22 protein-coding genes are annotated in these 24,163 nt (G+C 71.6%); 11 read left to right on the top strand and 11 right to left on the bottom strand.

The features are described 5' to 3' along the window. Window positions 1–499: 499 nt before the first annotated feature. A complete protein-coding gene (locus ACIGW4_RS27175) occupies window positions 500–844 on the top strand; it encodes a WhiB family transcriptional regulator (protein ID WP_015034550.1) in 345 nt (114 codons plus the stop codon). A gap of 62 nt (window positions 845–906) precedes the next feature. Here ACIGW4_RS27175 and ACIGW4_RS27170 read toward each other — a convergent pair whose 3' ends face one another. Together ACIGW4_RS27170 and ACIGW4_RS27165 are read right to left on the bottom strand one after the other, a co-directional pair. Further along, complete coding sequence (locus ACIGW4_RS27170; protein WP_123457360.1) at window positions 907–2,208, bottom strand: ArsA family ATPase; 1,302 nt, start codon at window positions 2,206–2,208, stop codon at window positions 907–909. A 110-nt stretch (window positions 2,209–2,318) separates the two neighbouring features. After that, complete coding sequence (locus ACIGW4_RS27165; RefSeq protein WP_399583316.1) at window positions 2,319–3,281, bottom strand: ArsA family ATPase; 963 nt, start codon at window positions 3,279–3,281, stop codon at window positions 2,319–2,321. 123 nt (window positions 3,282–3,404) lie between these two features. Here ACIGW4_RS27165 and ACIGW4_RS27160 point away from each other — a divergent pair, with 123 nt between their 5' ends. The 5 genes from ACIGW4_RS27160 to ACIGW4_RS27140 all read left to right on the top strand — a co-directional run bounded on the left by ACIGW4_RS27160 (window position 3,405) and on the right by ACIGW4_RS27140 (window position 6,980). Further along, entirely contained in the window at window positions 3,405–3,563 is a 159-nt protein-coding gene (locus tag ACIGW4_RS27160; protein ID WP_015034547.1) for a DUF4177 domain-containing protein, read from the top strand. After that, window positions 3,560–4,030, top strand: coding sequence for a RidA family protein (locus ACIGW4_RS27155; protein WP_359586798.1), 471 nt, complete (start codon window positions 3,560–3,562; stop codon window positions 4,028–4,030). The genes ACIGW4_RS27160 and ACIGW4_RS27155 overlap by 4 nt, the downstream gene beginning before the upstream one ends. 119 nt (window positions 4,031–4,149) lie before the next feature. Then, complete coding sequence (locus ACIGW4_RS27150) at window positions 4,150–5,037, top strand: NUDIX hydrolase (RefSeq protein WP_123453146.1); 888 nt, start codon at window positions 4,150–4,152, stop codon at window positions 5,035–5,037. After that, window positions 5,034–5,864 (top strand): MBL fold metallo-hydrolase, encoded by an 831-nt coding sequence (locus ACIGW4_RS27145; RefSeq protein ID WP_123453144.1) that lies wholly within the window; start codon window positions 5,034–5,036, stop codon window positions 5,862–5,864. Before ACIGW4_RS27150 ends, ACIGW4_RS27145 begins: the two co-directional genes overlap by 4 nt. Window positions 5,865–6,095: 231 nt before the next feature. Continuing rightward, a complete protein-coding gene (locus ACIGW4_RS27140; protein ID WP_123453142.1) occupies window positions 6,096–6,980 on the top strand; it encodes a prohibitin family protein in 885 nt (294 codons plus the stop codon). A 67-nt stretch (window positions 6,981–7,047) separates the two neighbouring features. Here ACIGW4_RS27140 and ACIGW4_RS27135 read toward each other — a convergent pair whose 3' ends face one another. Beyond that, window positions 7,048–7,722, bottom strand: coding sequence for a Crp/Fnr family transcriptional regulator (locus ACIGW4_RS27135; protein WP_015034542.1), 675 nt, complete (start codon window positions 7,720–7,722; stop codon window positions 7,048–7,050). A gap of 230 nt (window positions 7,723–7,952) precedes the next feature. Between ACIGW4_RS27135 and nth the strand changes: the two genes are divergently transcribed. The 3 genes from nth to ACIGW4_RS27120 all read left to right on the top strand — a co-directional run bounded on the left by nth (window position 7,953) and on the right by ACIGW4_RS27120 (window position 10,896). Next, window positions 7,953–8,801: an endonuclease III gene (nth, locus tag ACIGW4_RS27130; protein WP_399583330.1), complete on the top strand. Its 849-nt coding sequence runs from the start codon at window positions 7,953–7,955 to the stop codon at window positions 8,799–8,801. 112 nt (window positions 8,802–8,913) lie between these two features. Continuing rightward, window positions 8,914–9,618 (top strand): NUDIX hydrolase, encoded by a 705-nt coding sequence (locus ACIGW4_RS27125; RefSeq protein WP_399583312.1) that lies wholly within the window; start codon window positions 8,914–8,916, stop codon window positions 9,616–9,618. Window positions 9,619–9,696: 78 nt separating this feature from the next. Next, window positions 9,697–10,896, top strand: a complete 1,200-nt coding sequence (locus tag ACIGW4_RS27120; protein WP_123453137.1) for a MarP family serine protease — start codon at window positions 9,697–9,699, stop codon at window positions 10,894–10,896. Window positions 10,897–11,011: 115 nt separating this feature from the next. Here the strand turns inward: ACIGW4_RS27120 and ACIGW4_RS27115 are convergent, their stop codons facing one another. The 6 genes from ACIGW4_RS27115 to ACIGW4_RS27090 all read right to left on the bottom strand — a co-directional run bounded on the left by ACIGW4_RS27115 (window position 11,012) and on the right by ACIGW4_RS27090 (window position 19,099). Continuing rightward, the gene (locus ACIGW4_RS27115; RefSeq protein WP_093875378.1) at window positions 11,012–11,203 is read right to left on the bottom strand and encodes a hypothetical protein; all 192 of its coding nucleotides are present in this window, start codon (window positions 11,201–11,203) and stop codon (window positions 11,012–11,014) included. Between the two features lie 122 nt (window positions 11,204–11,325). Further along, window positions 11,326–12,261, bottom strand: coding sequence for an alpha/beta fold hydrolase (locus tag ACIGW4_RS27110; protein ID WP_123453135.1), 936 nt, complete (start codon window positions 12,259–12,261; stop codon window positions 11,326–11,328). Next, a complete protein-coding gene (locus ACIGW4_RS27105; protein WP_399583309.1) occupies window positions 12,258–12,743 on the bottom strand; it encodes a phage holin family protein in 486 nt (161 codons plus the stop codon). The genes ACIGW4_RS27110 and ACIGW4_RS27105 overlap by 4 nt, the downstream gene beginning before the upstream one ends. A gap of 38 nt (window positions 12,744–12,781) precedes the next feature. Beyond that, entirely contained in the window at window positions 12,782–14,170 is a 1,389-nt protein-coding gene (nhaA, locus tag ACIGW4_RS27100; RefSeq protein WP_123453131.1) for a Na+/H+ antiporter NhaA, read from the bottom strand. Window positions 14,171–14,418: 248 nt separating this feature from the next. Beyond that, a complete protein-coding gene (gene acs, locus ACIGW4_RS27095; RefSeq protein ID WP_399583307.1) occupies window positions 14,419–16,374 on the bottom strand; it encodes an acetate--CoA ligase in 1,956 nt (651 codons plus the stop codon). 265 nt (window positions 16,375–16,639) lie between these two features. Next, window positions 16,640–19,099: a SulP family inorganic anion transporter gene (locus tag ACIGW4_RS27090; RefSeq protein ID WP_399583305.1), complete on the bottom strand. Its 2,460-nt coding sequence runs from the start codon at window positions 19,097–19,099 to the stop codon at window positions 16,640–16,642. 292 nt (window positions 19,100–19,391) lie between these two features. On the opposite strand from ACIGW4_RS27090, the gene ACIGW4_RS27085 reads away from it, so the two are divergent. Then, on the top strand, window positions 19,392–20,693 hold the full coding sequence (locus ACIGW4_RS27085; protein WP_123453127.1) for a hypothetical protein: 1,302 nt from the start codon (window positions 19,392–19,394) through the stop codon (window positions 20,691–20,693). A 52-nt stretch (window positions 20,694–20,745) separates the two neighbouring features. On the opposite strand, the gene ACIGW4_RS27080 is transcribed toward ACIGW4_RS27085, so the two are convergent. After that, entirely contained in the window at window positions 20,746–21,732 is a 987-nt protein-coding gene (locus tag ACIGW4_RS27080) for an ATP-binding protein (RefSeq protein ID WP_359586805.1), read from the bottom strand. 102 nt (window positions 21,733–21,834) lie between these two features. Between ACIGW4_RS27080 and ACIGW4_RS27075 the strand changes: the two genes are divergently transcribed. After that, complete coding sequence (locus ACIGW4_RS27075) at window positions 21,835–22,683, top strand: oxidoreductase (protein ID WP_399583302.1); 849 nt, start codon at window positions 21,835–21,837, stop codon at window positions 22,681–22,683. A gap of 358 nt (window positions 22,684–23,041) precedes the next feature. Here the strand turns inward: ACIGW4_RS27075 and ACIGW4_RS27070 are convergent, their stop codons facing one another. Then, window positions 23,042–23,908, bottom strand: a complete 867-nt coding sequence (locus ACIGW4_RS27070; RefSeq protein WP_123453121.1) for an HAD family phosphatase — start codon at window positions 23,906–23,908, stop codon at window positions 23,042–23,044. Between the last annotated feature and the right edge of the window lie 255 nt (window positions 23,909–24,163).

Genomic DNA, 24,163 nt, shown 5'->3' with positions numbered 1-24,163 from the left:
AGGCTATCCGTACGAGGAGACGCCCTTCCGCGGCACTCGATGTTCGAGGGCGTGAGCCCTCCGGCTTGACGGCATAGCAACGTGAGGTGTCTACGTTCTCATTCGCCGGACACACGTATATGCCTTGGCCTAAGCTGCTCCCAACTGTCACAGCAGTGTGGTCTCGCATCAAGACCCGGGTGTGACATCGGCATGAATTCCCGTGACCCCGAAACACGGGAAGCCTCATGTCCGATTCCTGCTCATGTGTCATGCGGTGTCCCGGAACGACCCCGCCGGGGAAGGGCATATCCCTGCGATATGCCCGTTATCACACGCATGCCCTTCGATCACTCCTCTGGGTGATCTGACGCGCACGCATAGTCCGTTCGGACCATTCAAGATTGGGCCCGAAGGGGGTGTTGCGCTGTGCCCACCTTCCGTAACGTCCCAACTGGCAGCGGTGAATATGCCGCTACCGCCGTGGGGGAGCCTCGATTCGGGAGAGGACGGCGCCGGTATGGGCTGGGTAGCTGACTGGAGTGCGCAGGCGGCCTGCCGCACTACCGATCCGGATGAACTTTTCGTGCAGGGAGCGGCGCAGAACAGGGCGAAGGCGGTGTGCACCGGATGCCCGGTGCGGACCGAGTGCCTCGCCGACGCCCTCGACAACCGCGTGGAGTTCGGCGTGTGGGGCGGCATGACGGAGCGCGAGCGCCGCGCCCTGCTGCGCCGCAGGCCGACCGTCACCTCGTGGCGCCGGCTCCTGGAGACCGCGCGGACGGAGTACGAGCGGGGAGCGGGCCTGCTGCCCGTGGCGATCGAGGACGACGCGACGTACGAGGCGTACGCCGCGGTCGGCTGACCCCGCGACCCGTACGAGACGCGGGTACGAGTACGGACACGGGTACTCGTACGCGAGACGGCTCAGGCCGAGGGCATCCGCCCCGCCGTGAGCCGGTCACCGATGGCCCGCAGCCCGGCGAGGTCGTGCACATCGCCGGGCAGGGCGGCCACTTCGGTCACCGCCACCTCCGGGTGGAGCGCGGTGAAGCGGTCGCGCGTGCGCTGCTCGCGCGCGAGCACCCGCATGCGCTCTGCGTGCAGGCGCAGAAGTCCTGCGGTGAGATGACGTACGTCCACGTCGGTTTCCTGTGCCGGTTCGGCTGTGGGGGCAGCCTCGGGTACGGGATGTGCGGCGGCGGTGGCGAGATCGTTCGGCTCGGGCTCGGTCTCGAACTCGGGCGTGGTGGCCGGGGAGCCACGCAGTCCAGCCTTCCCGCCCCCCTGATCCACAATGCGCCCCTCGTCAAGATTTTCCGCGGCGGCCCGCGCCCGCTCGGCCGACAGCCGGGCGGCGCCGCTGCCGTGGACGCGGTTGAGGACGAGGCCGGCCAGCGGCATCTGCTCGGCGGCCAGCCGCTCCACGAAGTACGCGGCCTCGCGCAGCGCGTCCCGCTCCGGCGTGGCGACCACGAGGAAGGCCGTGCCCGGCGCCTGGAGAAGCTTGTACGTGGCGTCCGCGCGGGTCCGGAAACCGCCGAACATCGTGTCCATCGCCGCCACGAACGTCTGGACGTCCTTCAGGAACTGACCCCCCAGCAGCTTCCCCAGGGTCCCCGTCATCATCGACATGCCGACGTTGAGGAACTTCATCCCGGCCCGGCCGCCGACCTTCGCCGGGGCCATGAGCAGCTTGATGAACTTCCCGTCGAGGAAGGACCCGAGCCGCTTCGGCGCGTCGAGGAAGTCCAGCGCGGACCGGGACGGCGGGGTGTCCACGACGATCAGGTCCCACTCGTCGCGGGCCCGGAGCTGACCCAGCTTCTCCATCGCCATGTACTCCTGCGTACCGGCGAACCCGGCCGACAGGGACTGGTAGAAGGGGTTCTCCAGGATCGCCCGCGCCCGCTCGGGCTCCGCGTGAGCCTCGACGATCTCGTCGAAGGTCCGCTTCATGTCGAGCATCATGGCGTGCAGTTCGCCGCCGTCGGACCCCTTGATCCCGTCGACCTTGCGGGGCGTGTTGTCGAGGGAGTCGATGCCCATGGACTGGGCGAGCCGGCGAGCCGGGTCGATGGTGAGGACCACGACCCGCCGGCCGCGCTCCGCCGCCCGCACGCCGAGGGCCGCCGCCGTGGTCGTCTTGCCGACCCCGCCCGCGCCGCAGCACACGATGATCCGGGTCCCCCGGTCGTCGAGGAGCGGATCGAGCTCCAGGAGGGGCACGCGATCGAGCCCGCCCGCGCTGTCCGGTACGGCTCCGGCTCCGGCCTCGCCCCCCGTTCCGGCCCCGGTGGTGGCCGCTTCGGGGGTCGTCGCGGCGTCCGCCTTCTCCGTCACGCGCCCACCCCTTGCTTCCGCAGTTCCTTCGCCAGCCGGTAGAGCCCGGCGATGTCCGCCCCGTCCCCGAGGAAGGGCAGTTCGTACGAGGGGACGCCGACGCCGTCCAGGACGGCGCGCTGCGTCCGTTCCAGCTCCACCCGCCGCGCGTGCTCGGCCGCCTGGTCGAGGAGCGGCTCGACCAGCCGCGTGCCGCCCGTGACGCCGACGGACGCCAGGGTGCGCGCGATCGCGTCCCGGTGGTCGCCCGAGGCCGCCCGTACCGCCGCCCCGTCGAGGACGTGCGGGCGGACCATGTTCACCACGACCCGCCCCACCGGAAGGTCGGCGGCCCTCAGCTCCGCGATGCCGTCGGCGGTCTCCTGGACCGGCATCTCCTCCAGGAGCGTCACCAGGTGCACCGCCGTCTCGGGGGACTTCAGGACCCGCATGACGGCCTGCGCCTGGTTGTGTATCGGGCCGATCCTGGCCAGGCCCGCGACCTCGTCGTTCACGTTGAGGAAGCGGGTGATGCGGCCGGTGGGCGGCGCGTCCATGACGACGTGGTCGTAGGTGGGGCGGCCGTCCTTCTCGCGCCGCCTGACCGCCTCGCACGCCTTGCCGGTCAGGAGCACGTCCCGGACGCCCGGCGCTATCGTCGTCGCGAAGTCGATCGCGCCGAGCTTCTTCAGGGCCCGCCCCGCCCCGCCCAGTTTGTAGAACATCTGGAGGTAGTCGAGGAGCGCGCGCTCGGCGTCGATCGCCAGCGCGTACACCTCTCCGCCGCCGGGGGCGACGGCGATCTTGCGCTCCTCGTACGGAAGGGCTTCCGTCTCGAAGAGCTGTGCGATGCCCTGTCTGCCTTCGACCTCGACGAGGAGGGTCCGCTTCCCCTCCGTCGCGAGGGCGAGGGCGAGGGCGGCGGCGACCGTCGTCTTACCGGTACCGCCCTTGCCGCTGACGACCTGGAGCCTGCTCACGCTGTCGAGCCTAACCACTGGCGGCCGGGCGCAATCAGCAGGCCGCCCCGGAGAAGCTCCCTAGGGGAGGCTTCGGGGGCCACCTCGGCGGGCAGCCGCCCGGCAGCGGATACAGTCGGCCCCATGACCAAGTGGGAGTACGTCACGGTGCCGCTTCTGGTGCACGCGACCAAGCAGATTCTGGACACCTGGGGCGAGGACGGCTGGGAGCTCGTCCAGGTCGTGCCCGGGCCGAACAACCCCGAGCAGCTCGTGGCCTACCTGAAGCGGGCCAAGTCGTGAGCGGGGCCGTCGAGGCGCGGATCGCCGAGCTGGGCCTGACCCTGCCCGAGGTCGTGCCGCCGCTCGCCTCCTACCAGCCGGCCGTGCAGTCCGGCGTGTACGTCTACACCTCGGGCCAGCTCCCGATGGTGGCGGGCAAGCTTCCGGTGACCGGCAAGGTCGGCGCCGAGGTCACGCCCGAGGAGGCCAAGAAGCTCGCCGCCACCTGCGCGCTCAACGCGCTCGCGGCCGTGAAGTCGGTCGCCGGTGACCTCGACCGCGTCAAGCGCGTCGTGAAGGTCGTCGGCTTCGTCGCCTCCGCCGCCGACTTCACCGGCCAGCCCGCCGTCGTCAACGGCGCCAGCGAGCTGCTCGGCGAGATCCTCGGCGAGAAGGGCGTGCACGCGCGCAGCGCCGTCGGCGTGGCCGTGCTGCCGCTCGACGCGCCGGTCGAGGTCGAGGTCCAGGTCGAGCTCGTCGAGGCCTGACCGCCGATCCGTACGGCTCGACGAGAGCCCGTACGACCCCGTACGACAGGGAGCCGGTTTTCCACAGCCCGGGGAAACCGGCTCTCGTGCATTCCGATGCTTGCGCATAGCATCCGGCCATGTCGAATGGTCAGTCGAAGCAGTCGAACGGTCAGTGGTACCCGGCGGAGTGGCCCGACCGCATCCGCGCCCTCGCCGCCGGTGAGCTCACCCCCGTGACGCCCCGGCGCGCCGCCACGGTCCTGCTCCTGCGGGACGGCGTCTCCGGGCCCGACGTACACATGCTGCGCCGCCGCACCTCGATGGCCTTCGCCGGCGGTGCGTACGCCTATCCCGGCGGCGGCGTCGACCCGCGCGACGAGCAGCCGGTGCGCTGGGCGGGTCCGTCCCTGGACACGTGGGCGGCCCGGCTCGGCCTCGACGATCCGGCGCAGGCCCAGGCCGTGGTCTGTGCCGCCGTGCGCGAGACCTTCGAGGAGGCGGGCGTGCTGCTCGCCGGGGAGACCACGGACGGCGTCGTCGGCGACACGACCGGCGAGGAGTGGGAGCGGGACCGGGAGGCGCTCGTCGCCCGGGAGCTGTCCTTCGCCGACTTCCTGGACCGGCGCGGGCTCGTCCTGCGCTCGGACCTGCTGGGCGCCTGGGCCCGCTGGATCACCCCGGAGTTCGAGGAGCGCCGGTACGACACCTGGTTCTTCGTGGCGGCCCTCCCGGCCGGGCAGCGCACCCGGGACGTGTCGGGGGAGGCGGACCGCACGGTCTGGATCCGCCCGGCGGACGCCGCGGCCGGCTACGACCGGGGCGAGCTGACGATGATGCCGCCGACGATCTCGACCCTGCGCACCCTGGAGCCGTACGGGACGGCCGCCGAGGCGCTGGTGGCGGCGGAGGCGCAGGACATGGCCCCCGTCCTCGCACAGGCGCGCCTGGAGGGCGACGAGCTGGTCCTGAGCTGGCCGGGGCACGAGGAGTTCACCAAGGTCATCCCCGCGGGAGGCGAGCGATGAGCGACGCCGCCGCCCTGCCCGGCCAGCCGCGCGGACTGGTGGCCTCCGGGCCCGCGACCGACCGCGCCGTGAACGTCCTGGCGCCCAACCCGTCCGCGATGACCCTCGACGGCACCAACACCTGGCTGCTCTCCGAGCCGGGCTCGGACCTCGCCGTCGTGGTCGACCCGGGGCCGCTCGACGAGGGCCATCTGCGGCATGTGATCGACACGGCCGAGAAGCTCGGCAAGCGGGTCGCGCTGACCCTGCTGACCCACGGCCACCCGGACCACGCGGAGGGCGCCGGGCGGTTCGCGGAGCTGACCGGGACGGCCGTGCGGGCCCTCGATCCGGCGCTGCGGCTGGGCGACGAGGGGCTCGGCGCCGGGGACGTGGTGACGGTCGGCGGCCTGGAGCTGCGGGTCGTCCCGACGCCCGGACACACCTCGGACTCGCTCTCCTTCCACCTGCCGGCCGACCGGGCGGTGCTGACGGGCGACACGATCCTGGGGCGCGGGACGACGATGGTCGCGCACCCGGACGGGCGGCTCGGGGACTACCTGGACTCGCTGCGGCGGCTGCGCTCCCTGACCGTCGACGACGGGGTGCACACGGTCCTGCCGGGACACGGGCCGGTCCTGGAGGACGCGCAGGGGGCCGTGGAGTTCTATCTGGCGCACCGGGCGAGCCGGCTCGCCCAGGTGGAGACGGCGGTCGAGGCGGGGTACCGGACGGCGGCGGAGGTCGTCGCCCATGTGTACGCGGACGTGGACCGCTCGCTGTGGCCGGCGGCCGAGCTGTCCGTACGGGCGCAGCTGGAGTACCTGAGGGACCGCGGCCTGGTCTGAGGGAGGACCTCCGGGTCCGGTCTGCCCGGGGCGCGGCTCGGCCCGACCGCGCCCCGGCCCGGCCCCGGTCGGACCCGACCCGGCCCCGGTCCGACCCGGCCTCGGTCCGACCCGGCCCCGGTCCGATCCGACCGCCCCCCCGCCCCGTGAGACCGGCCCCGGAACCTTTCGGCTTTCCCGCGTGTCTTACGCTCCGCTTACATCCGGCCGTAGCTTTCGGGGGGACCGCCCGTGTTCGTCATCGCCATCCTGCTGGTCATAGCCGCAGTCGTGCTCTTTCTCGTCGGCCGTGCCAACGACTCCAAGGGGCTGAAGTTCGGCGCCCTCGGCGCGGTCCTGGCCGGCCTCTTCTCGCTGATCGCGAGCATGACGTACGTGATCAGCGCGTACGAGGTCGGCGTGCCGGTCGCCTTCGGCAAGGTGGGTTCGCCGATGACCTCGGGCATGCACCTGAAGTCGCCGTTCACGGACGTCACGACCTTCTCCACCCGACCGGTCGACCTCAACCTCTCCGACAAGGACGTGGTCGAGGTCCGTTCCTCGCAGGGCGGTGTCATGTACGCCGAGGTGACGGTGAAGTGGTCCGTCGACCAGGCCAAGTCCGTCGAGCTCTACAAGCTCGCGGGCAGCGAGGAGGCCATCCAGCAGCGGCTGGTCTACCCGGACAGCCGGGAGATCGTCCGCAACGTCTTCGCCCACTACACCAGCGAGCAGGGGTACGCCACCGACCGCGAGAAGATCAACGCCGAGATCGGCGCCCTGATCAAGGAGCGTCTGGCCCCGCGCGGCATCGACGTGACCACGGTCAACCTGCGCAACGTGAAGCCCTCGGACGCCCTCCAGGGCCAGATCGACCGCAAGATCCAGCAGCAGCAGGCCACCGAGCGGGCCACCGAGGCCGCCCGTACGGCCAAGGCCGAGGCCGACCGGCGCCGCATCGAGGCGGAGGGCATCGCCCGCGCCAACAAGATCCTCAACGAGTCGCTGACGGACAAGGTCCTGATGAACCAGTGCATCGACGCGTACAAGGAGGCCGCGGCGAAGAACCCGGTCTACGCGGTGCCCTGCGGCTCCGGCGGCTCCGCCCCGGTGATCGTGGACGGCTCGAAGCGCTGACCGTCCCGCAGGACGCGGAAGGCCGCCCCGGTCCTCGGATCGGGGCGGCCTTCTCGTGTGCCGGGTGCTAGCGCGAGCGCTTCGCGAGGCGCTCCACGTCCAGCAGGATCACGGCGCGGGCCTCCAGGCGCAGCCAGCCGCGCTGGGCGAAGTCGGCGAGCGCCTTGTTGACCGTCTCGCGGGAGGCGCCGACCAGCTGGGCCAGCTCCTCCTGGGTGAGGTCGTGGACGACGTGGATGCCCTCCTCCGACTGCACGCCGAAGCGGCGCGACAGGTCGAGGAGCGCGCGGGCGACACGGCCCGGGACGTCGGAGAAGACCAGGTCGGACATCTGGTCGTTGGTCTTGCGCAGTCGGCGGGCGACGGCGCGCAGCAGCGCGGTGGCCACCTCGGGGCGGGCGTTCAGCCAGGGCTGGAGGTCGCCGTGGCCCAGGCCGAGCAGCTTGACCTCGGTCAGCGCGGTCGCCGTGGCGGTGCGCGGGCCCGGGTCGAAGAGGGACAGCTCGCCGATGAGCTCGCCGGGGCCGAGGACGGCCAGCATGTTCTCGCGGCCGTCGGGGGAGGTGCGGTGCAGCTTCACCTTGCCCTCGGTCACCACGTACAGGCGGTCGCCGGGGTCGCCCTCGTGGAAGAGCGCGTCGCCACGGGCGAGCGTCGCCTCACTCATCGAGGCGCGCAGCTCGGCAGCCTGCTCGTCATCGAGCGCCGCGAAGAGCGGGGCGCGCCGCAGAACGTCGTCCACGAGTTCTCTCCTACTGTCGACCTGCTCAAAGGACCTGGGTCCCATGATGCCGGACGCACAAAACAGTGCGATCAATCACAACAAGTTTGACGTACCGAGCCGCCCATCCGTACGTCAGGGGCCCGATTGGGCTCCGATCGGCCGTGCCCGGGGCGGATGTCGGCGGCGGCGCCTAGGCTGGCCGGGTGTCCAACTCGCCGGTGAGAGCGCAGGCCAAGGGGGCTGAAAGAGTGTCGGCCGAAGGTAATTCCGCTGTGGGCGAACGCGGCGTGTCGAAACGGGCTAAAGGTGCAAATCGGAAGCCCGTGAAGCCCGAATCGCGGCTCGCCATGGTCCGCCGCGCCCGGAAGATCAACCGCGAGCTGGCCGAGGTCTATCCGTACGCCCACCCGGAGCTCGACTTCCGCAACCCCTTCGAGCTGCTCGTCGCCACGGTCCTCTCGGCCCAGACCAACGACCTGCGGGTCAATCAGACCACCCCCGCCCTCTTCGTGAAGTACCCCACGCCCGAGGACCTCGCGGCGGCCGTGCCCGAGGAGGTCGAGGAGCTGATCCGGCCGACCGGCTTCTTCCGCGCCAAGACGAAGTCGATCATGGGTCTCGCCGCCGCCCTCAGGGACGACTTCGGCGGAGAGGTCCCCGGCCGCCTGGAGGACCTCGTCAAGCTCCCCGGCGTCGGCCGCAAGACCGCCTTCGTCGTCCTCGGCAACGCCTTCGGGGTCCCCGGCATCACCGTCGACACCCACTTCATCCGTCTCGCCCGGCGCTGGCGGTGGACCGAGTCCGACGACCCGGTGAAGATCGAGGCCGAGGTCGCCACGATCTTCCCCAAGAGCGAGTGGACGATGCTCTCGCACCGGGTGATCTTCCACGGCCGCCGGATCTGCCACGCCCGCAAGCCCGCCTGCGGCGCCTGCCCGATCACCCACCTCTGCCCCTCGTACGGAGAGGGCGAGACCGATCCCGAGAAGGCGCGGAAGCTGCTCAAGTACGAGATGGGCGGCTTCCCCGGCCAGCGGCTGAACCCGCCGCCCGACTACCCCGGCATCCCGGCGCCCCCGCTCGGCGGCGGTGCCTGAACCCGCCCCCGGGAGCCCCGGGCGCGTTCCCCCCGCCCCGGTCGGCCGGGGCGGGGGGAACGCCGGGAACGAACCCGTCCACCGATCGCGTTGTGAACCACGGGGGTGCCCAGTGACGCGCACTGACGAAGAGATCCACGGACCCGGCACGGCCGGGCTGCTCAGCCGGGACGGGCTGCCCGACTGGCTCGAACCGGTCGACCGGGCCGCCCGCACGGTCCGGCCCGAGCAGCTGAGCCGCTTCCTGCCGCCCGAAAGCGGCGCCGGCCGCCAGTCCGCCGTCCTCGTCCTCTTCGGCGAGGGCGAGCGCGGACCCGAGCTGCTGCTCATGGAGCGCTCCGGCAGCCTCCGCTCGCACGCCGGACAGCCCTCCTTCCCCGGCGGCGCCCTCGACCCCGAGGACGGCGACCCGGCGGACGGCGGCCTGCTGCGCGCCGCCCTGCGCGAGGCCCAGGAGGAGACCGGCCTCGACCCGGCGGGCGTCCAGCTCTTCGGCGTCCTCCCCCGGCTCTACATCCCGGTCAGCGGCTTCGTCGTCACCCCCGTCCTCGGCTGGTGGCGCGACCCCAGCCCGGTCGGCGTCGTCGACCCCGGGGAGACCGCCCGCGTCTTCACCGTCCCCGTGGCGGATCTCACGGACCCCGCGAACCGCGCGACCACCGTGCACCCGAGCGGCCACAAGGGCCCCGGATTCCTCGTCGCATCCGCTCTGGTCTGGGGTTTCACGGCCGGCGTCATCGACCGGCTGCTGCACTACGCCGGCTGGGAGCTCCCCTGGGACCGGTCCAGGCAGGTCCCGCTCGACTGGCGCTCATGACAGGCTGACCTCCGGGCGGACCGGCCGTGGGCCGACCGACCCCGGGCGACCGGAAACGAATCTGCGAGGCTATTGACGGTGAACGTGCTGGACATCTTGTTGCTGCTCGCCGCCGTGTGGTTCGCGATCATCGGTTACCGCCAGGGATTCGTCGTCGGCATCCTCTCGGTCATCGGCTTCCTCGGCGGCGGCCTCGTCGCCGTCCTGCTGCTCCCGATCCTCTGGGACCAGCTGACCGACCACAGCGAGGTGTCGACGACGGCCACCGTCGTCTTCGTGATGGCGGTCATCGTCTGCGCCTCCGTCGGCCAGGCCTTCACCACCCACCTCGGCAACAAGCTGCGCCGCCACATCACCTGGTCGCCGGCCCGCGCCCTGGACGCCACCGGCGGCGCCCTGGTCAACGTCGTCGCGATGCTGCTCGTGGCCTGGCTGATCGGCTCCGCCCTCGCCCGCACCTCGCTGCCCACCCTGGGCAAGGAGGTGCGGAACTCCAAGGTGCTGCTCGGCGTGGAGCAGGTGATGCCGGATCAGGCCTCGGGCTGGTTCGACGACTTCAGCTCCACCCTGGCCCGCAGCGGCTTCCCCCAGGTCTTCAGCCCCTTCGCGAACGAGCCGATCACCCCGGTCACCCCGCCCGACCCGGCGCTCGCCCACAGCCCCGTCGCCGCCCGCGCGCAGCGCTCCATCGTGAAGGTCGTCGGCACCGCGCAGAGCTGCGGCAAGGTCCTCGAGGGCACCGGCTTCGTCTTCGCCGACCGCCGCGTCATGACCAACGCCCACGTCGTCGGCGGCGTCGACGAGCCGACCGTCCAGATAGGCGGCGAGGGCAAGCTCTACGACGCCAAGGTCGTGCTCTACGACTGGCGGCGCGACATCGCCGTCCTGGACGTGCCGGGCCTCCGGGCCACGCCGCTGGCCTTCACCGACGAGGACGCCCGCAGCGGCGACGACGCGATCGTCGCCGGCTTCCCGGAGAACGGCTCGTACGACGTGCGGTCGGCCCGTGTGCGGGGCCGCATCAGCGCCAAGGGCCCCGACATCTACCACCGCGACGAGGTGCGCAGGGACGTGTACTCGCTGTACGCGACGGTCCGCCAGGGCAACTCCGGCGGCCCGCTCCTCACCGAGGACGGCGAGGTGTACGGCGTGATCTTCGCCCGCTCCCTCGACGACGCGAACACCGGATACGCCCTGACGGTCGACGAGATCCGCGAGGACATCGAGCAGGGCCGGACCGCCGACCAGCAGGTCGACACCCAGGCCTGCGCCCTCTGAGCCGAGCCCGAAGGGGCTTGTCCGAAACGGGCCCGAAGGAGCTCCCCGAAGGGTCTTGTCCGGAAACGGGCCCGAAGGGGCTCAGGAGGCGCTCACCGCTCCGCTGGGCGCCTGCTCACGGGGTGTTTCTGGGGTGCCGCAGTCGGGCCGAGACCCATCGGGCCCGGCGGCGCAGGATGCGCGAGATCCCCACCCCTGGTACCGCGTAGCCCGCGTCCGCCGGGCCACCCCTCTCCCGGGAGCCCGGCCCCGTGGCCGAGCGGCGGTCGCGTGCTGTCGTGTCACCGTAGTCGTGCGTCCAGCCCATACTTCGACGTCTGCCCGGGGGCCGAGGTCGATAACCGCCTCGGGGCCCGCCAATTGGAGTATGCGCGAGGCACATGGCCGTTCGACGGACGCCTGTGCGCCGAGGCCGTCCCTGACGGGGGCTCAGCGGTCGGGCTCGGGGTCCTTCAGCCAGTTGACGAGTTCCGTGGTGAAGGCCACCGGGTCCTCCTCGTGCGGGAAGTGCCCCAGGCCGTCGAAGAGCCGCCAGCGGTACGGCGCCTCCACGTACTCCCCGGACCCCGCCGCGCTGCGGGTCCGCATCACCGGGTCCAGGGAGCCGTGCAGATGGAGCGTCGGCACCCGGACCGGCCGCTTCATGCGCCGGTTGAACTGGATGCCGTCCGGGCGGGCCAGCGACCGCACCATCCACCGGTACGGCTCGATCGAGCAGTGCGCCGTCGACGGCACGCACATCGCCCGCCGGTACGCCTCGACGGCCTCCTCGTCGACCGGCTTCGGGCCCGACCAGTCCCGGATCAGCTCGCCCACGAGCGCACCGTCGTCCGCGACGAGCTGACGCTCCGGCAGCCACGGCCGCTGGAAGCCCCAGATGTGCGAACCGGCCCGCGACTGGGAGAAGTCGGAGAGCATCGCCGAGCGCCAGCGGCGCGGGTGCGGCATCGAGGAGACCGCGAGCCGGCGCACCAGCTTCGGCCGCATGACGGCGGCCGTCCAGGCGAGGTAGCCGCCCAGGTCGTGCCCGACGAGCGCCGCGTCCGGTTCGCCCAGGGAGCGGACGACGCCGGTGATGTCGAGGGCCAGGTTGGCGGGGTCGTAACCCCGTGGCGTGCGGTCGCTGCCGCCCACCCCGCGCAGGTCCATCGCGACCGCCCGGAACCCGGCCTCGGCGAGCGCGGGCAGCTGGTGGCGCCAGGTCCACCAGAACTGCGGGAAGCCGTGCAGGAGCAGCACCAGCGGGCCGTCGCCCATCTCGGCGATGTGGAAGCGGGCGCCGTTGGCGGCGACGTCGCGGTGCGTCCACGGCCCGTCGAGCCGTACGGGCCCGCCGTTGCCGCCGGTGCTCTCGGGAAGGGTCATACGGACGAGCGTGCCACAACGGAGGCCTTGTCCAGTGCCGGGCGCGGCTCCGGACGGGGGTGCGGCTTCGCGTTCTGCATGATCGCCGCCGTCTTCTTGGCGGAGGCGATGGACTTCTCCGGCGGCTTGACCTTCTTGAACTTGGCGTACGCGATCAGCCCGAGCAGCGTCGCGACCAGCACGTTGAAGGCGAAGGACAGCAGGAAGCACCAGACGAGGTTCCAGCCCCCGTTACCGTTGTGCCCGCCGGTCCAGGTGTTGATGGCGTACGCGAGCGCGAAGCTCAGCATCGGCAGCGAGAAGAGCAGCACCACGGCGGCCGCGATGCCCGCCGCGCTGCCGATCGCGCCGCGCTTGACGTCCTGTCGGATCTCGGCCTTGGCCAGGGCGATCTCGTCGTGCACCAGCGCGGACATCTCGGCGGTCGCCGAGGCGACCAGCTGACCGAGGCTGCGCTCGGTGCCGTCGTACGGGTCGCTCATCGCTGCTCCCTCTCCTTCTGTCTACGGTCCGACTCAGATCATGCCGGACGGTCGGCGCCGTCGCGCGATGCCCCCGCCAGTTGGGCGCGCTGCCGGTGTTCCGCCGCCTTCCGCTCGTAGATCTCGGCCATCCTCAGGTGGTACTCGGGGTCGTCCTGTTCGTACATGTCGGGGATCCCGTCCCCGTCGTCGTCGCGCTCCTCCTCGGAGACGAGGGCCTGGTACTTCCGGACCCGCAGCTTCAGCAGGACGGAGGCGAGGACGGCCGCGACGAGCGAGCCGATCAGGACGGCGGCCTTCACCTCGTCGGTGAGGGCGGCGTCCCCGGCGAAGGCGAGTTCGCCGATGAGGAGCGAGACGGTGAAGCCGATCCCGGCGAGGGTGGCGACGGCGAACACGTCGGGCCAGGCCAGGTCCGGGTTGAGCTCCGCGCGGGTGAAGCGGGCGGCGAGCCAGGTGCCGCCGAAGATGCCGATCGCCTTGCCGACGACGAGGCCGAGGACCACGCCGAGGGTGACCGGCTGGGTGAAGACGTCGTGGATCGCGCCGCCGGAGACGCTCACCCCGGCGGAGAAGAGCGCGAAGAGGGGCACGGCGAACCCGGCCGAGAGCGGCCGGACCAGGTGCTCGATGCGCTCGCCGGGGGAGTGCTCCTCGCCCTCCCGGGTGGTGCAGCGGAGCATCAGGCCCATGGCGACGCCGGCGATCGTGGCGTGGACGCCGCTGTTGTACATCAGGCCCCAGACGACCAGGGCCAGCGGCACGTACACGTACCAGCCGCGGACGCCCTTGCGGAGCAGCAGCCAGAAGACGACGAGTCCGGCGGCGGCGCCGCCGAGCGCGGCGAAGTTCAGGTCGCTGGTGAAGAAGATCGCGATGATCAGGATCGCGAACAGGTCGTCGACGACGGCGAGGGTGAGCAGGAAGGCGCGCAACGCGGACGGCAGCGAGGTGCCGATCACGGCGAGGACGGCGAGCGCGAAGGCGATGTCGGTGGCGGTGGGCACGGCCCAGCCGTCCAGGGAGCCGTCGCCGAGGGTGTTGACCAGGGTGTAGACGAGGGCGGGGGCGGCCATGCCGCAGAGCGCGGCGACGACGGGGAGCATCGCGGCCTTGGGATCGCGCAGCTCGCCCGCGACGAGTTCGCGCTTGAGCTCGATGCCCGCGACGAAGAAGAAGACCGCGAGGAGGCCGTCGGCGGCCCAGTGCTGGATGGACAGGTCGAGGCCGAGGGCGGCGGGGCCCATGTGGAAGTCCCGGACGGCCTCGTAACTGCCGCCGAGCGTGTTCGCCCAGACGAGGGCGGCGACGGCGGCGAGGAGCAGCAGGACGCCGCCGACGGTCTCGGTGCGCAGGGCGTCGGCGATGTACCGCCGCTCGGGCAGCGAGAGGCGGCCGAGGAACTTGCGGTCGTGGGACACGGACACGTGGGGGACCTCCGTCGGGCAGGCAGGGCGAAGCACATGCCGACCAGACTTCCCGGCTCACCTGGGTCTTTCTGTCGCGTTCCTGACGCGGTCCTTACTTTACCTAACGAGCCCGGGATGTGTCCGGCGAGATTCACTTTAGAAAGATATGGGCCTTTCGTCCCGTCGGGGTGTGCAGGTGGGCCGGGGTACGGGAACGCCCGTCCCGAGCGGCTCGGGACGGGCGTTCACGACCTACCGGTGGCGGCTCAGTCCTCGCTGGGCGTGGCCGGCAGCTGGTTCTGGATGAGCGACATCACGGAGGAGTCGGTCAGGGTCGTGACGTCACCCAGCTCGCGGTTCTCCGCGACGTCGCGCAGCAGGCGGCGCATGATCTTGCCGGAGCGGGTCTTCGGCAGCTCTGCCACCGGCAGGATCCGCTTCGGCTTGGCGATCGGACCGAGGGTCGCGCCCACGTGGTTGCGCAGCTCGGCGACCAGGTTCTCGTCCTGTTCGGCGCTGCCGCGCAGGATGACGAAGGCGACGATCGCCTGGCCGGTCGTCTCGTCGGCGGCGCCGACGACGGCCGCCTCGGCCACGGACGGGTGCGAGACGAGGGCCGACTCGACCTCGGTCGTCGAGATGTTGTGGCCCGAGACGAGCATGACGTCGTCGACCCGGCCGAGCAGCCAGATGTCGCCGTCCTCGTCCTTCTTGGCGCCGTCACCGGCGAAGTACTTGCCCTCGAAGCGGGACCAGTACGTGTCGATGTAGCGCTGGTCGTCGCCCCAGATGGTGCGGAGCATCGACGGCCACGGCTCGGTGAGGACGAGGTAACCGCCGCCGCCGTTCGGGACCTCGTTCGCCTCGTCGTCCATGACGGTGGCGGAGATGCCCGGCAGCGGGCGCTGGGCGGAGCCCGGCTTGGTCTCGGTGACGCCCGGCAGCGGCGAGATCATCATCGCGCCGGTCTCGGTCTGCCACCAGGTGTCCACGATCGGGGTCCTGTTCGCGCCGATGTGCTCGCGGTACCAGACCCAGGCCTCGGGGTTGATCGGCTCGCCGACCGAGCCGAGCACACGGAGGCTGGAGAGGTCGAACTTCGCGGGGATGTCGTCGCCCCACTTCATGAACGTGCGGATCGCGGTGGGCGCCGTGTACAGGATCGTGACGCCGTACTTCTGCACGATCTCCCAGAACCGGCCCTGGTGCGGGGTGTCCGGGGTGCCCTCGTACATGACCTGCGTCGCGCCGTTGGCCAGCGGGCCGTAGACGATGTACGAGTGACCGGTCACCCAGCCGATGTCGGCGGTGCACCAGTAGACGTCGGTCTCCGGCTTGAGGTCGAAGACGGCGTGGTGGGTGTAGGCGGCCTGGGTGAGGTAGCCGCCGGAGGTGTGCAGGATGCCCTTCGGCTTCCCCGTGGTGCCGGAGGTGTAGAGGATGAAGAGCGGGTGCTCCGCCGGGAAGGCCTCCGGGGTGTGCTCGGCGGACTGGCGGGCGACGACGTCGTCCCACCAGACGTCCCGGCCCTCGGTGATGGCGGTGTCCTGGCCCGTACGACGGACCACGAGGACGTGCTCGACCTGCGGGCACTTGGCGACGGCCTCGTCGATGGCCGGCTTGAGGGCACTCGGCTTGCCGCGGCGGTAGCCGCCGTCGGCGGTGACGACCAGCTTGGCGTCGGCGTCCTGGATGCGGGAGGCGACGGCGTCGGCCGAGAAGCCGCCGAAGACCACCGAGTGGGCGGCGCCGACGCGGGCGCAGGCCAGCATCGTGATGGCCGCCTCGGGGATCATCGGCAGGTAGACGGCGACCCGGTCGCCCTTGCGGACGCCCAGCTCGATCAGGGCGTTGGCGGCCTTGGAGACCTCGTCCTTGAGCTCGGCGTAGGTGATCGCGCGGCTGTCGCCCGGCTCGCCCTCGAAGTGGATGGCGACCCGGTCGCCGTGACCGGCCTCGACGTGCCGGTCGACGCAGTTGTACGCCACGTTCAGCTCGCCGTCCGCGAACCACTTGGCGAACGGCGGGTTCGACCAGTCGAGGGTCTCGGTCGGCTCGGTGGCCCAGCTGAGTCGCCTGGCCTGCTCGGCCCAGAAGCCCAGCCTGTCCGCCTTGGCCTGCTCGTACGCCTCCGCCGTCACATTGGCGTCCGCGGCCAGCTCGGTGGGCGGCGCGAACCGCCGCTCTTCCTTGAGCAGGTTGGCCAAGGATTCGTTGCTCACGACATCTCCCTTTCCCAGGGCGTCCTCTGTGCGTATGTGTCCCGCGTCATAGCTCATCAGTCAGATGCCCGGGTGACAAGAGCCTCCAGGGAATTGGTTTAGACCTGTGAGCGGGTTGACGTGCGGTGGCCCCTTCTCCCCGAGCGGTGGAAGAAGGGGCCACACAGTCTCACGGCCGGGAGGACCGGAAGGTTCAGGACGCGCGCCGCCGGTGGCGCGGTCGCGGAGGTCGCGACGCGCACCACCGGTGTCGTGGCCGCCGGGGTCAGGACGCGCGCGCCGCCAGGCGGTCTGTCGGCATGCCCAGGGTCACCTCTTCGAGGGAGTCCGTGGGGACGGCCGGGGTCGCCACTTCGAGGGAACCCGCGGGCGCGGTCCGGGTCGTCGTCTCGGGGCCGTCCGTCGGCATCACCCGCGTGAAGACGTCGTCGTAGCCGTGCACCTCGTCCGTCCCGGAGAGCAGGTACGCCTGTGCCTCGCCCACGTGGAAGTACACGCCGTGCAGCGTGAGCGTGCCCTCGGCCAGCCGGCGCGCGACCGGCTCGTACGCCCGCAGGTGCTCCAACTGCTGGACCACGTTGGTCAGACAGAGCTGCTCGACCGCGTCGGCCGGGAGGCGCCCGGAGATCCGGGCCCAGGCGTGGCGTCGGCTCGCCATCCGCTCCAGGCTGGGCCGGCCGTGGCGCAGCCAGCGGCGGAGCGGGGTCGGCGGGTCGTCCGGGCCGCCGTTCAGCAGGGCCTGCATCGCGCCGCAGCCGGAGTGGCCGCAGACGGTGATCGACTCCACCCGCAGCACCTCCACCGCGTACTCGATCGCCGCCGCCACCGAGTCGTCCCCGCTCTCCTCGCCGGGCAGCGGGACGAGATTGCCGACGTTGCGCACGGTGAAGAGGTCGCCCGGCCCGCTGGAGGTGATCATGCTGGTGACGAGGCGGGAGTCGGAGCAGGTCAGGAAGAGCTGCGAGGGCCGCTGCCCCTCCCGGGCGAGCCGTGCGAGCTCGTCCCGGACCAGCGGGGCGGTGTTCCGCTGGAACTTGCCGATGCCGCTGGCGAGATGCAGCCCCGTCGTCTGTCCGGTTCCCGTCGTCCGTCTGGGCTCGGCCGGCTCTTCCCCGCACTGGTGGTTGTGCCAGGGAGTCCAGGGACGGCAGCAGGGGTGCGAGGCGGAGTCGGTGACGGGCGCGGGCTCGGCGATCCGGGCACCGGACGGCCCGGTGGTCTCGACCGTCCCGCCGTGGGCGAGGTGCCCGGCGGTCCAGTCGCTCAGCGTCTCGTAGGCGGCGTGGTCCATGAAGGACCCGTCGAGCTCGACCACCACGTCGGATCCCCGCGGCAGTTGGTGCAGCGCCCGGCTGAGCCGGGGCACGGCGAGGAAGGTCAGCTGGCCCCGTACGTGCAGCAGTTGGCGGCCGTCCCGCTCCTCCCGGGTGATCCGGGTGCGGGCGAGCCGGTGCAGGGCGACCGCGATGGCCACGGCGATCCCGAGGGCGACGCCCTCCAGGATGCCGACGAGGACGACGCCGGTCAGCGTCACCGCGTAGACGACGACCTCGCGGTGCCGGGTGACCGTACGGATGTGGGTGATGCTCACCATCTGGATGCCGACCACCATGACGAGGGCGGCGAGCGCGGGCAGCGGGATCAGGTCGAGCACCGGCACGAGCAGCAGGGCCGCGAGCACGATCCACAGGCCGTGCAGCATGGTCGAGGCCCGACTCACCGCTCCCGCCGAGACGTTGGCGACGCTGCGGACCGCGACCCCGGCGACCGGGAGGCCGCCGAGCGCCCCGGAGACCATGTTGGCCGCGCCCTGTCCGGCGAGCTCGCGGTCGAGACGGGAGCGGGGGACGCCCTGGCCGCGGTCCTCCCGGGCGGCGACCAGCTTGTCGACCGCGACGGCCGACAGCAGCGACTGCACGCTGGTGACCAGCGTGATCGTGAGCACGCCCGCCGCGATGCCGAGGACCGGGCCCTCGGGCAGGCCGGGCAGGGCGTGGCTGCTCCAGGACGGCAGGTCCACGCGCGGCACGGCGAACCCGGCGAAGGCGGCCGCGGCCGTCGCCCCGGCCACCGCGACGAGCGCGGCGGGGACCTTCCGCATGAGCCGTCCCGCGCGGCCCGGCAGGCGCGGCCAGCACAGCAGCACGGCCACGGTGAGGGCGCTGATGGCGAGCGCCTCCGGGTGGGCGCGCGCCAACTGGGCGGGCAGCCCGATGACGTTGTCCACGGCGGAGCTCTGCGGAGTGCCGCCCAGCACGATGTGGAGCTGGGCGAGGGCGATGGTGACGCCGATGCCGGCCAGCATGCCGTGCACGATCGCGGGCGAGACGGCGAGCGCCGAGCGGGCCACGCGCAGGGCCGACAGGGCGAGTTGGGTGAGGCCGGCGAGGACGGTGATGGCGCAGGTGGTGCGCCAGCCGTACTTCTGGATGAGCTCGGCGGTCACGACGGTGAGTCCGGCGGCGGGGCCGCTCACCTGGAGCGGGGAGCCGCCGAACCGGCCGGCGACGAGGCCGCCGACGGCGGCGGCCACCAGGCCGGCCTGGAGCGGGGCTCCGGTGGCGAGGGCGATGCCGAGCGAGAGCGGCAGCGCGATCAGGAAGACGGCGACGGACGCGGAGACGTCGGCGCCGGCGGGGCGGAAGCGGCGGGGCCCGTCCGGCGGGCTGTGAGGCCGCTGGCTCCGGGGCCGGTTGGTCGTGCGGGCAGGGGTGCAGAGAGTCATGTTCCCGTCTCCTCCGGGGCAGCGCGGTCGCGGCTCGTGCGGGGTGCAGCGGCGGGATCGGCGAGAGCCTCCGGGTGATCTGCGTGTTCGAGTGGAGGATCAACGCTCGGTAAATGGATCGTAATGGAGAGTAAAGACTGCGGCATTATTTTCGGGGCAAACAGGGCAATGATTCACCTGTTCCGGTGACAGAACGTGCACATGCCGCTTGTCGTTGACGGCCCCCGGTCCTCACGGTGCGACGTTTACGCCGCTTGTACGCAAATCCGAGGATCTGAGGAGAGGTGCGCGGATGTCAGCCGCCCGCAGAACGACCACTGTCCGGAGGAAGGCGCTCGCCGTCGGCGCCCTCACCCTCGCCCTCGCCACCGGCCTCGCCGGCTGCTCGGGCTCCGACGACACCGCCGCGAAGGGCACCCCGGGCGACGCGGGCGCCAAGAAGGGCCCGGCCGCGGCCCCGCAGACCGTGACCCGGCTGATCGGCGACGGCTCGACCGCCTTCACCGGCGCCCAGCCCCACCAGCCGGTCTGGCAGAAGCTCAAGCCCGGCGAGACCCCGCCGCAGTTCGTGGTCTTCTCCTGGGACGGCGCCGGCGAGGACAGCCAGAAGCTGTTCTCCCACTTCCGCGCGGTCGGCAAGAAGTACGACGCCACCATGACGTACTTCCTCAGCGGCGTGTACCTGCTGCCGGAGGAGAAGCGGGAGCTCTACGACCCGCCGCAGCACAGCCCCGGCCGCTCCGACATCGGCTTCAACGACGTCGAGGGCATCCGCGCCACCGTCCGCGAACTGCGCGGCGCGTGGCAGGAGGGCAACGAGATCGGCACCCACTTCAACGGCCACTTCTGCGGGAAGGACGGCGGCGTCGACAACTGGTCGGTCGAGGACTGGAAGAGCGAGATCAACCAGGCCAAGTCCTTCGTCAAGCACTGGAAGACCAACGCCGGCCTGCGCGCCGAGCAGCCGCTGCCCTTCGACTACGACAAGGAGCTCGTCGGCGCCCGCACCCCCTGCCTGGAGGGCCGGAAGAACTTCGTCCGGGCGGCGGCGCAGATGGGCTTCCGCTACGACACCAGCGGCGTCAACGACCAGATCTGGCCCAAGAAGGACCTGGGCCTGTGGGACCTGTCGATGCAGCTCGTGCCCGTCCCGGGCCGCGCCTTCCAGACGCTCTCCATGGACTACAACTTCCTGGTGAACCAGTCGGGTACGACCCAGGGCGACCCCTCCCGGCACCGCTACTGGGGCGACCAGATGCGCGACGGCCTGGTGCAGGCCTTCGAGCGCTCCTACCGGGGCAACCGCGCGCCGCTGATCATCGGCAACCACTTCGAGTCCTGGAACGGCGGCACGTACATGCGGGCCGTCGAGGAGACCATCGCCACCGTCTGCGTGCAGAAGGACGTCAAGTGCGTCTCCTTCCGTCAGCTCGCCGACTGGCTCGACGCCCAGGACCCCGACGTCATCGCCAAGATGCGCACCCTGAAGGTGGGCGAGGCGCCGGCGGGCGGCTGGAAGGCCTTCCTCACTCCCCAGCCGGCCGCCCCGGCAGGCGCCCCGGCCAAGACCACCGAGCAGACCGAACGCCACTGAGCCCGACCGTCGGTGTCAGGTGGGGGGGCGGTGCCGGGCCGGCCCTCGGGGGTCAGGCGGGCTGAACGGCGCTGAGCCCCTCGTCCAGTACGAAGCCGGGGTCGACCTGCGACGCCAGGTCGGCCCCGGTCTTGGCGTTGCCCCAGCTCTCCGCGTTGCGCAGGTGGAAGTGGACCATCTGGCGCGTGTAGCGCTCCCAGTCGCGGTGGGCGTACGAGTCGTCCGCCGCGTCCTGGAGGGCCTGGAGCGCCATGCGGTTCTCCGCCTCCAGGAGCTCGAACCGGGGCGGACGGCCCTTCTCCATCGCGCGGACCCAGTCCGAGTGCCCCACCGTCACCAGCAGGTCCTCCCCGACCTCCTCGCGCAGGAAGTCGAGGTCGTCCCGGCCCTGCACCTTGTTGCCGACGACCCTGAGCGCCACGCCGAAGTCCCGCGCGTACTCCTTGTACTGGCGGTAGACCGAGACGCCCTTGCGGGTCGGCTCGGCGACCAGGAAGGTCATGTCGAAGCGGGTGAAGAGACCCGACGCGAAGGAGTCCGAACCCGCCGTCATGTCGACGACCACGTACTCGTCGGCCCCGTCGACCAGATGGTTGAGGCAGAGCTCCACCGCGCCCACCTTGGAGTGGTAGCAGGAGACCCCGAGGTCCGACTCGGTGAAGGGCCCGGTCGCCATCAGCCGGATCTCGCCGTCGTCGAGCGGGACCGGACGCGCGCACGCCTCGTACACCGGGTTGTCCTCGCGGACCCGCAGCAGCCGCGAACCCGCCCCGGGCGGCGTCGTCTTGATCATCGTGTCGGCGGAGACGATCCGCGGATTGCTGCCCCGCAGGTACTCCTTGATGAGCGGCAGATGCGCGCCCATCGCGGGCAGCGCGGCGGCCTCCGCCTCGGACAGACCGAGCGCGGCACCCAGGTGCTGGTTGATATCGGCGTCGACGGCGACGACCGGTGCTTCGTTGGCGGCGAGGTGGCGGATGAAGAGCGAGGACAGCGTGGTCTTGCCGCTGCCGCCCTTCCCCACGAAAGCGATCTTCATGTTCACCTAGGGTAGCGGCATGATTGCGCCGCGTGGTCAAGCTGCGTGAAGAAGACCACTCCATCGTGGGGCGGGGCCCCGAGGCGCGTAGCCTCCCTACTTATGAGTACGCACGCCTCTGACCCCTTGGCCGCCCTCGGCTCCCTGCCGGGCGTCGCCGAAGCGGTGGACTCCGTACGCAAGGCCGTCGACCGGGTCTACGGCCACCGCGTGATGCGCCGCCGCAGCAACGAGATCTCCTCCGAGGCGGCCCTGCGCGGCGCGCGCGGCTCGGCCGCCCTGTCCGGGGCCGACTGGGCCCTGGAAGAGGTCCGCCGGCGCACCGACTTCAGCGCCGACGCCGAGGCCCGCACCGTCGGTGCCGCCCTGCGCCTCGGCGCCGAGGCCGGGCAGCTGCTCTCCATCTGGCGCCAGTCGCCCCTGCGCGTCCTCGCCCGGCTGCACCTGGTCGCCGCCGGCGACGCGGGCCTCCCGGCCGGCGCCGGCGCGGGTGTCGGAGACTCCGTGGGCCGGCCCCGGCTGGACGGCGAGACGGTCGACGAACCCCTGATCGACGTCCCGCTGCCGACGCCCGCCGAGATCGCGGGGCGGCTCGACGGCCTCGCCGAACTGATCGTCGCGGGCAGCGAGGCCCCGGCCCTCGTCACGGCCGCCGTGGTCCACGGCGAACTGCTCGCGCTGCGCCCCTTCACCTCGTACAACGGCCTCGTCGCGCGGGCGGCCGAGCGGATCGCGCTGGTCGGCAGCGGCCTCGACCCCAAGGCCATCTGCCCGGCCGAGGTCGGCCACGCGGAGCAGGGCCGGGCCGCCTACCTCGCCGCCTTCGAGGGGTACCTGTCGGGCACCCCGGAGGGCATGGGTGCCTGGATCGCGCACTGTGGACGCTCGGTCGAGCTGGGGGTCCGGGAGTCGACGGCCGTCTGCGAGGCCCTCCAGCGCGGCGCCGCCTGAGCCTGGCCCTCATGGGCCCACCTGGCCTTCACGGGCGACCTGGCCCTCACGGGCCGACCGGGGCCGGAAACGGGTTGCGGCGGCACCAGTCCTGGTACCGCCGCTGGCACGTCCACCCAGTTACCAAGCGTCCTCGATATGTGCCCATCAGGCCGGGTACTTTGCCCGTGGCCTGGTGCGGCTGGCCCGTAATCGACGGGTCGACGTCGCGTGGGTGCCCGGTTTCAGTGCTAGGTCCGTGGGGCCTTCATGCTCAACAGGTGATCCTCTCGGATGTCCTCGGTCTCGCGGGCCTGATTCCTTTCTACTCCTGTCCGGGTGGAAGCGAAAGTGGTGGCTCCACTTCTCTGTCGATTGCTCAAATTCGGGCAAAGTCCCCGGCGGGGCGATGGGTGAGCGCCGCCTGCCGTCGCCGCGCCGCGTACCAGACGAGCCCTGCTCCGACGACCGCCGCTCCGACCGCCGCCGCGGCGACGAGCGTGGGGCGGGGCGGCATCCGGAATTCGGGCAGCCGCTGCTTGAGGCGCACCGGCTTGTCGAAGGCCAGGACCGGCCACTCCCGTGCCACGGCCTCACGGCGCAGCGTCCGGTCGGGATTGACCACGTACGGGTGGCCGACGGCCTCCAGCATGGGGATGTCGGTCGCCGAATCGCTGTACGCGTAGCAGCGCGAGAGGTCGTAGCCCTCCGACTTCGCGAGCTCCCGCACGGCCTCCGCCTTCGTCGGCCCGTAGGCGTAGTACTCCACCTCCCCGGTGAAGCACCCGTCCTCGCCGACCACCATCCGGGTGGCGACGACCCGGTCGGCGCCGAGCATCTCGCCGATCGGCTCGACCACCTCGGCACCCGAGGTGGAGACGATCACGACGTCGCGGCCGGCGGCGTGATGGTCCTCGATCAGGGAGGCCGCCTCGTCGTAGATGATCGGGTCGATCAGGTCGTGAAGGGTCTCGGCGACGAGCTCCTTCACCTGGGCGACGTTCCAGCCTTTGCAGAGCGCGGAAAGATATTCACGCATCCGCTCCATCTGGTCGTGATCGGCTCCGCCCGCCAGGAAGACGAACTGGATGTAGGCCGTCCGCAGGGCGGCGCGGCGGCTGATCAGCCCGCCCCTGTAGAAGGACTTGCTGAAGGTCAGCGTCGAAGACTTCGCAATGACCGTCTTGTCCAGGTCAAAGAAGGCGGCTGTGCGCGGCAAGGAGTGGTTTTCCACGAGCCCGAGCATAGGTGCCCGCCATTCGGCGTACGCTGGGGCGCGTGGGTTTGCCTGAGAAGGCTCTCGGGTACACCATGGAAGTCACGGATCGTTCGCGACCGTGCTAACCCGGTCCGGCTCCTCCCCCCCCGAGTCGGCCGGAGAGACGACCCCCGCTCTCCCCCCCGGCGGGGGTCGTCGCATGTCCGGAGCCATTTCGGCTCTGCGTGCCATCGCTTGCTCCCTTCCTTCCGTTCGTCGATCACGAGTCGACCGAGGCCCCGC

The sequence above is a fragment of the Streptomyces sp. NPDC053513 genome (assembly GCF_044544765.1).
GTDB lineage: Bacteria > Actinomycetota > Actinomycetes > Streptomycetales > Streptomycetaceae > Streptomyces > Streptomyces litmocidini.
This window is presented reverse-complemented; position numbering and strand designations above follow the sequence as displayed.

What these genes read in the sequence shown, in the direction of transcription:
- ACIGW4_RS27175 (WP_015034550.1), top strand. Translation starts at nt 500, where the DNA reads ATGGGCTGGGTAGCTGACTGGAGTGCGCAGGCGGCCTGCCGCACTACC.
- ACIGW4_RS27160 (WP_015034547.1), top strand. Translation starts at nt 3,405, where the DNA reads ATGACCAAGTGGGAGTACGTCACGGTGCCGCTTCTGGTGCACGCGACC.
- ACIGW4_RS27150 (WP_123453146.1), top strand. Translation starts at nt 4,150, where the DNA reads ATGTCGAATGGTCAGTCGAAGCAGTCGAACGGTCAGTGGTACCCGGCG.
- ACIGW4_RS27145 (WP_123453144.1), top strand. Translation starts at nt 5,034, where the DNA reads ATGAGCGACGCCGCCGCCCTGCCCGGCCAGCCGCGCGGACTGGTGGCC.
- ACIGW4_RS27115 (WP_093875378.1), bottom strand. Translation starts at nt 11,203, where the DNA reads ATGGGCTGGACGCACGACTACGGTGACACGACAGCACGCGACCGCCGC.
- ACIGW4_RS27110 (WP_123453135.1), bottom strand. Translation starts at nt 12,261, where the DNA reads ATGACCCTTCCCGAGAGCACCGGCGGCAACGGCGGGCCCGTACGGCTC.
- ACIGW4_RS27105 (WP_399583309.1), bottom strand. Translation starts at nt 12,743, where the DNA reads ATGAGCGACCCGTACGACGGCACCGAGCGCAGCCTCGGTCAGCTGGTC.
- ACIGW4_RS27090 (WP_399583305.1), bottom strand. Translation starts at nt 19,099, where the DNA reads ATGACTCTCTGCACCCCTGCCCGCACGACCAACCGGCCCCGGAGCCAG.
- ACIGW4_RS27085 (WP_123453127.1), top strand. Translation starts at nt 19,392, where the DNA reads ATGTCAGCCGCCCGCAGAACGACCACTGTCCGGAGGAAGGCGCTCGCC.
- ACIGW4_RS27080 (WP_359586805.1), bottom strand. Translation starts at nt 21,732, where the DNA reads ATGAAGATCGCTTTCGTGGGGAAGGGCGGCAGCGGCAAGACCACGCTG.
- ACIGW4_RS27075 (WP_399583302.1), top strand. Translation starts at nt 21,835, where the DNA reads ATGAGTACGCACGCCTCTGACCCCTTGGCCGCCCTCGGCTCCCTGCCG.
- ACIGW4_RS27070 (WP_123453121.1), bottom strand. Translation starts at nt 23,908, where the DNA reads ATGCTCGGGCTCGTGGAAAACCACTCCTTGCCGCGCACAGCCGCCTTC.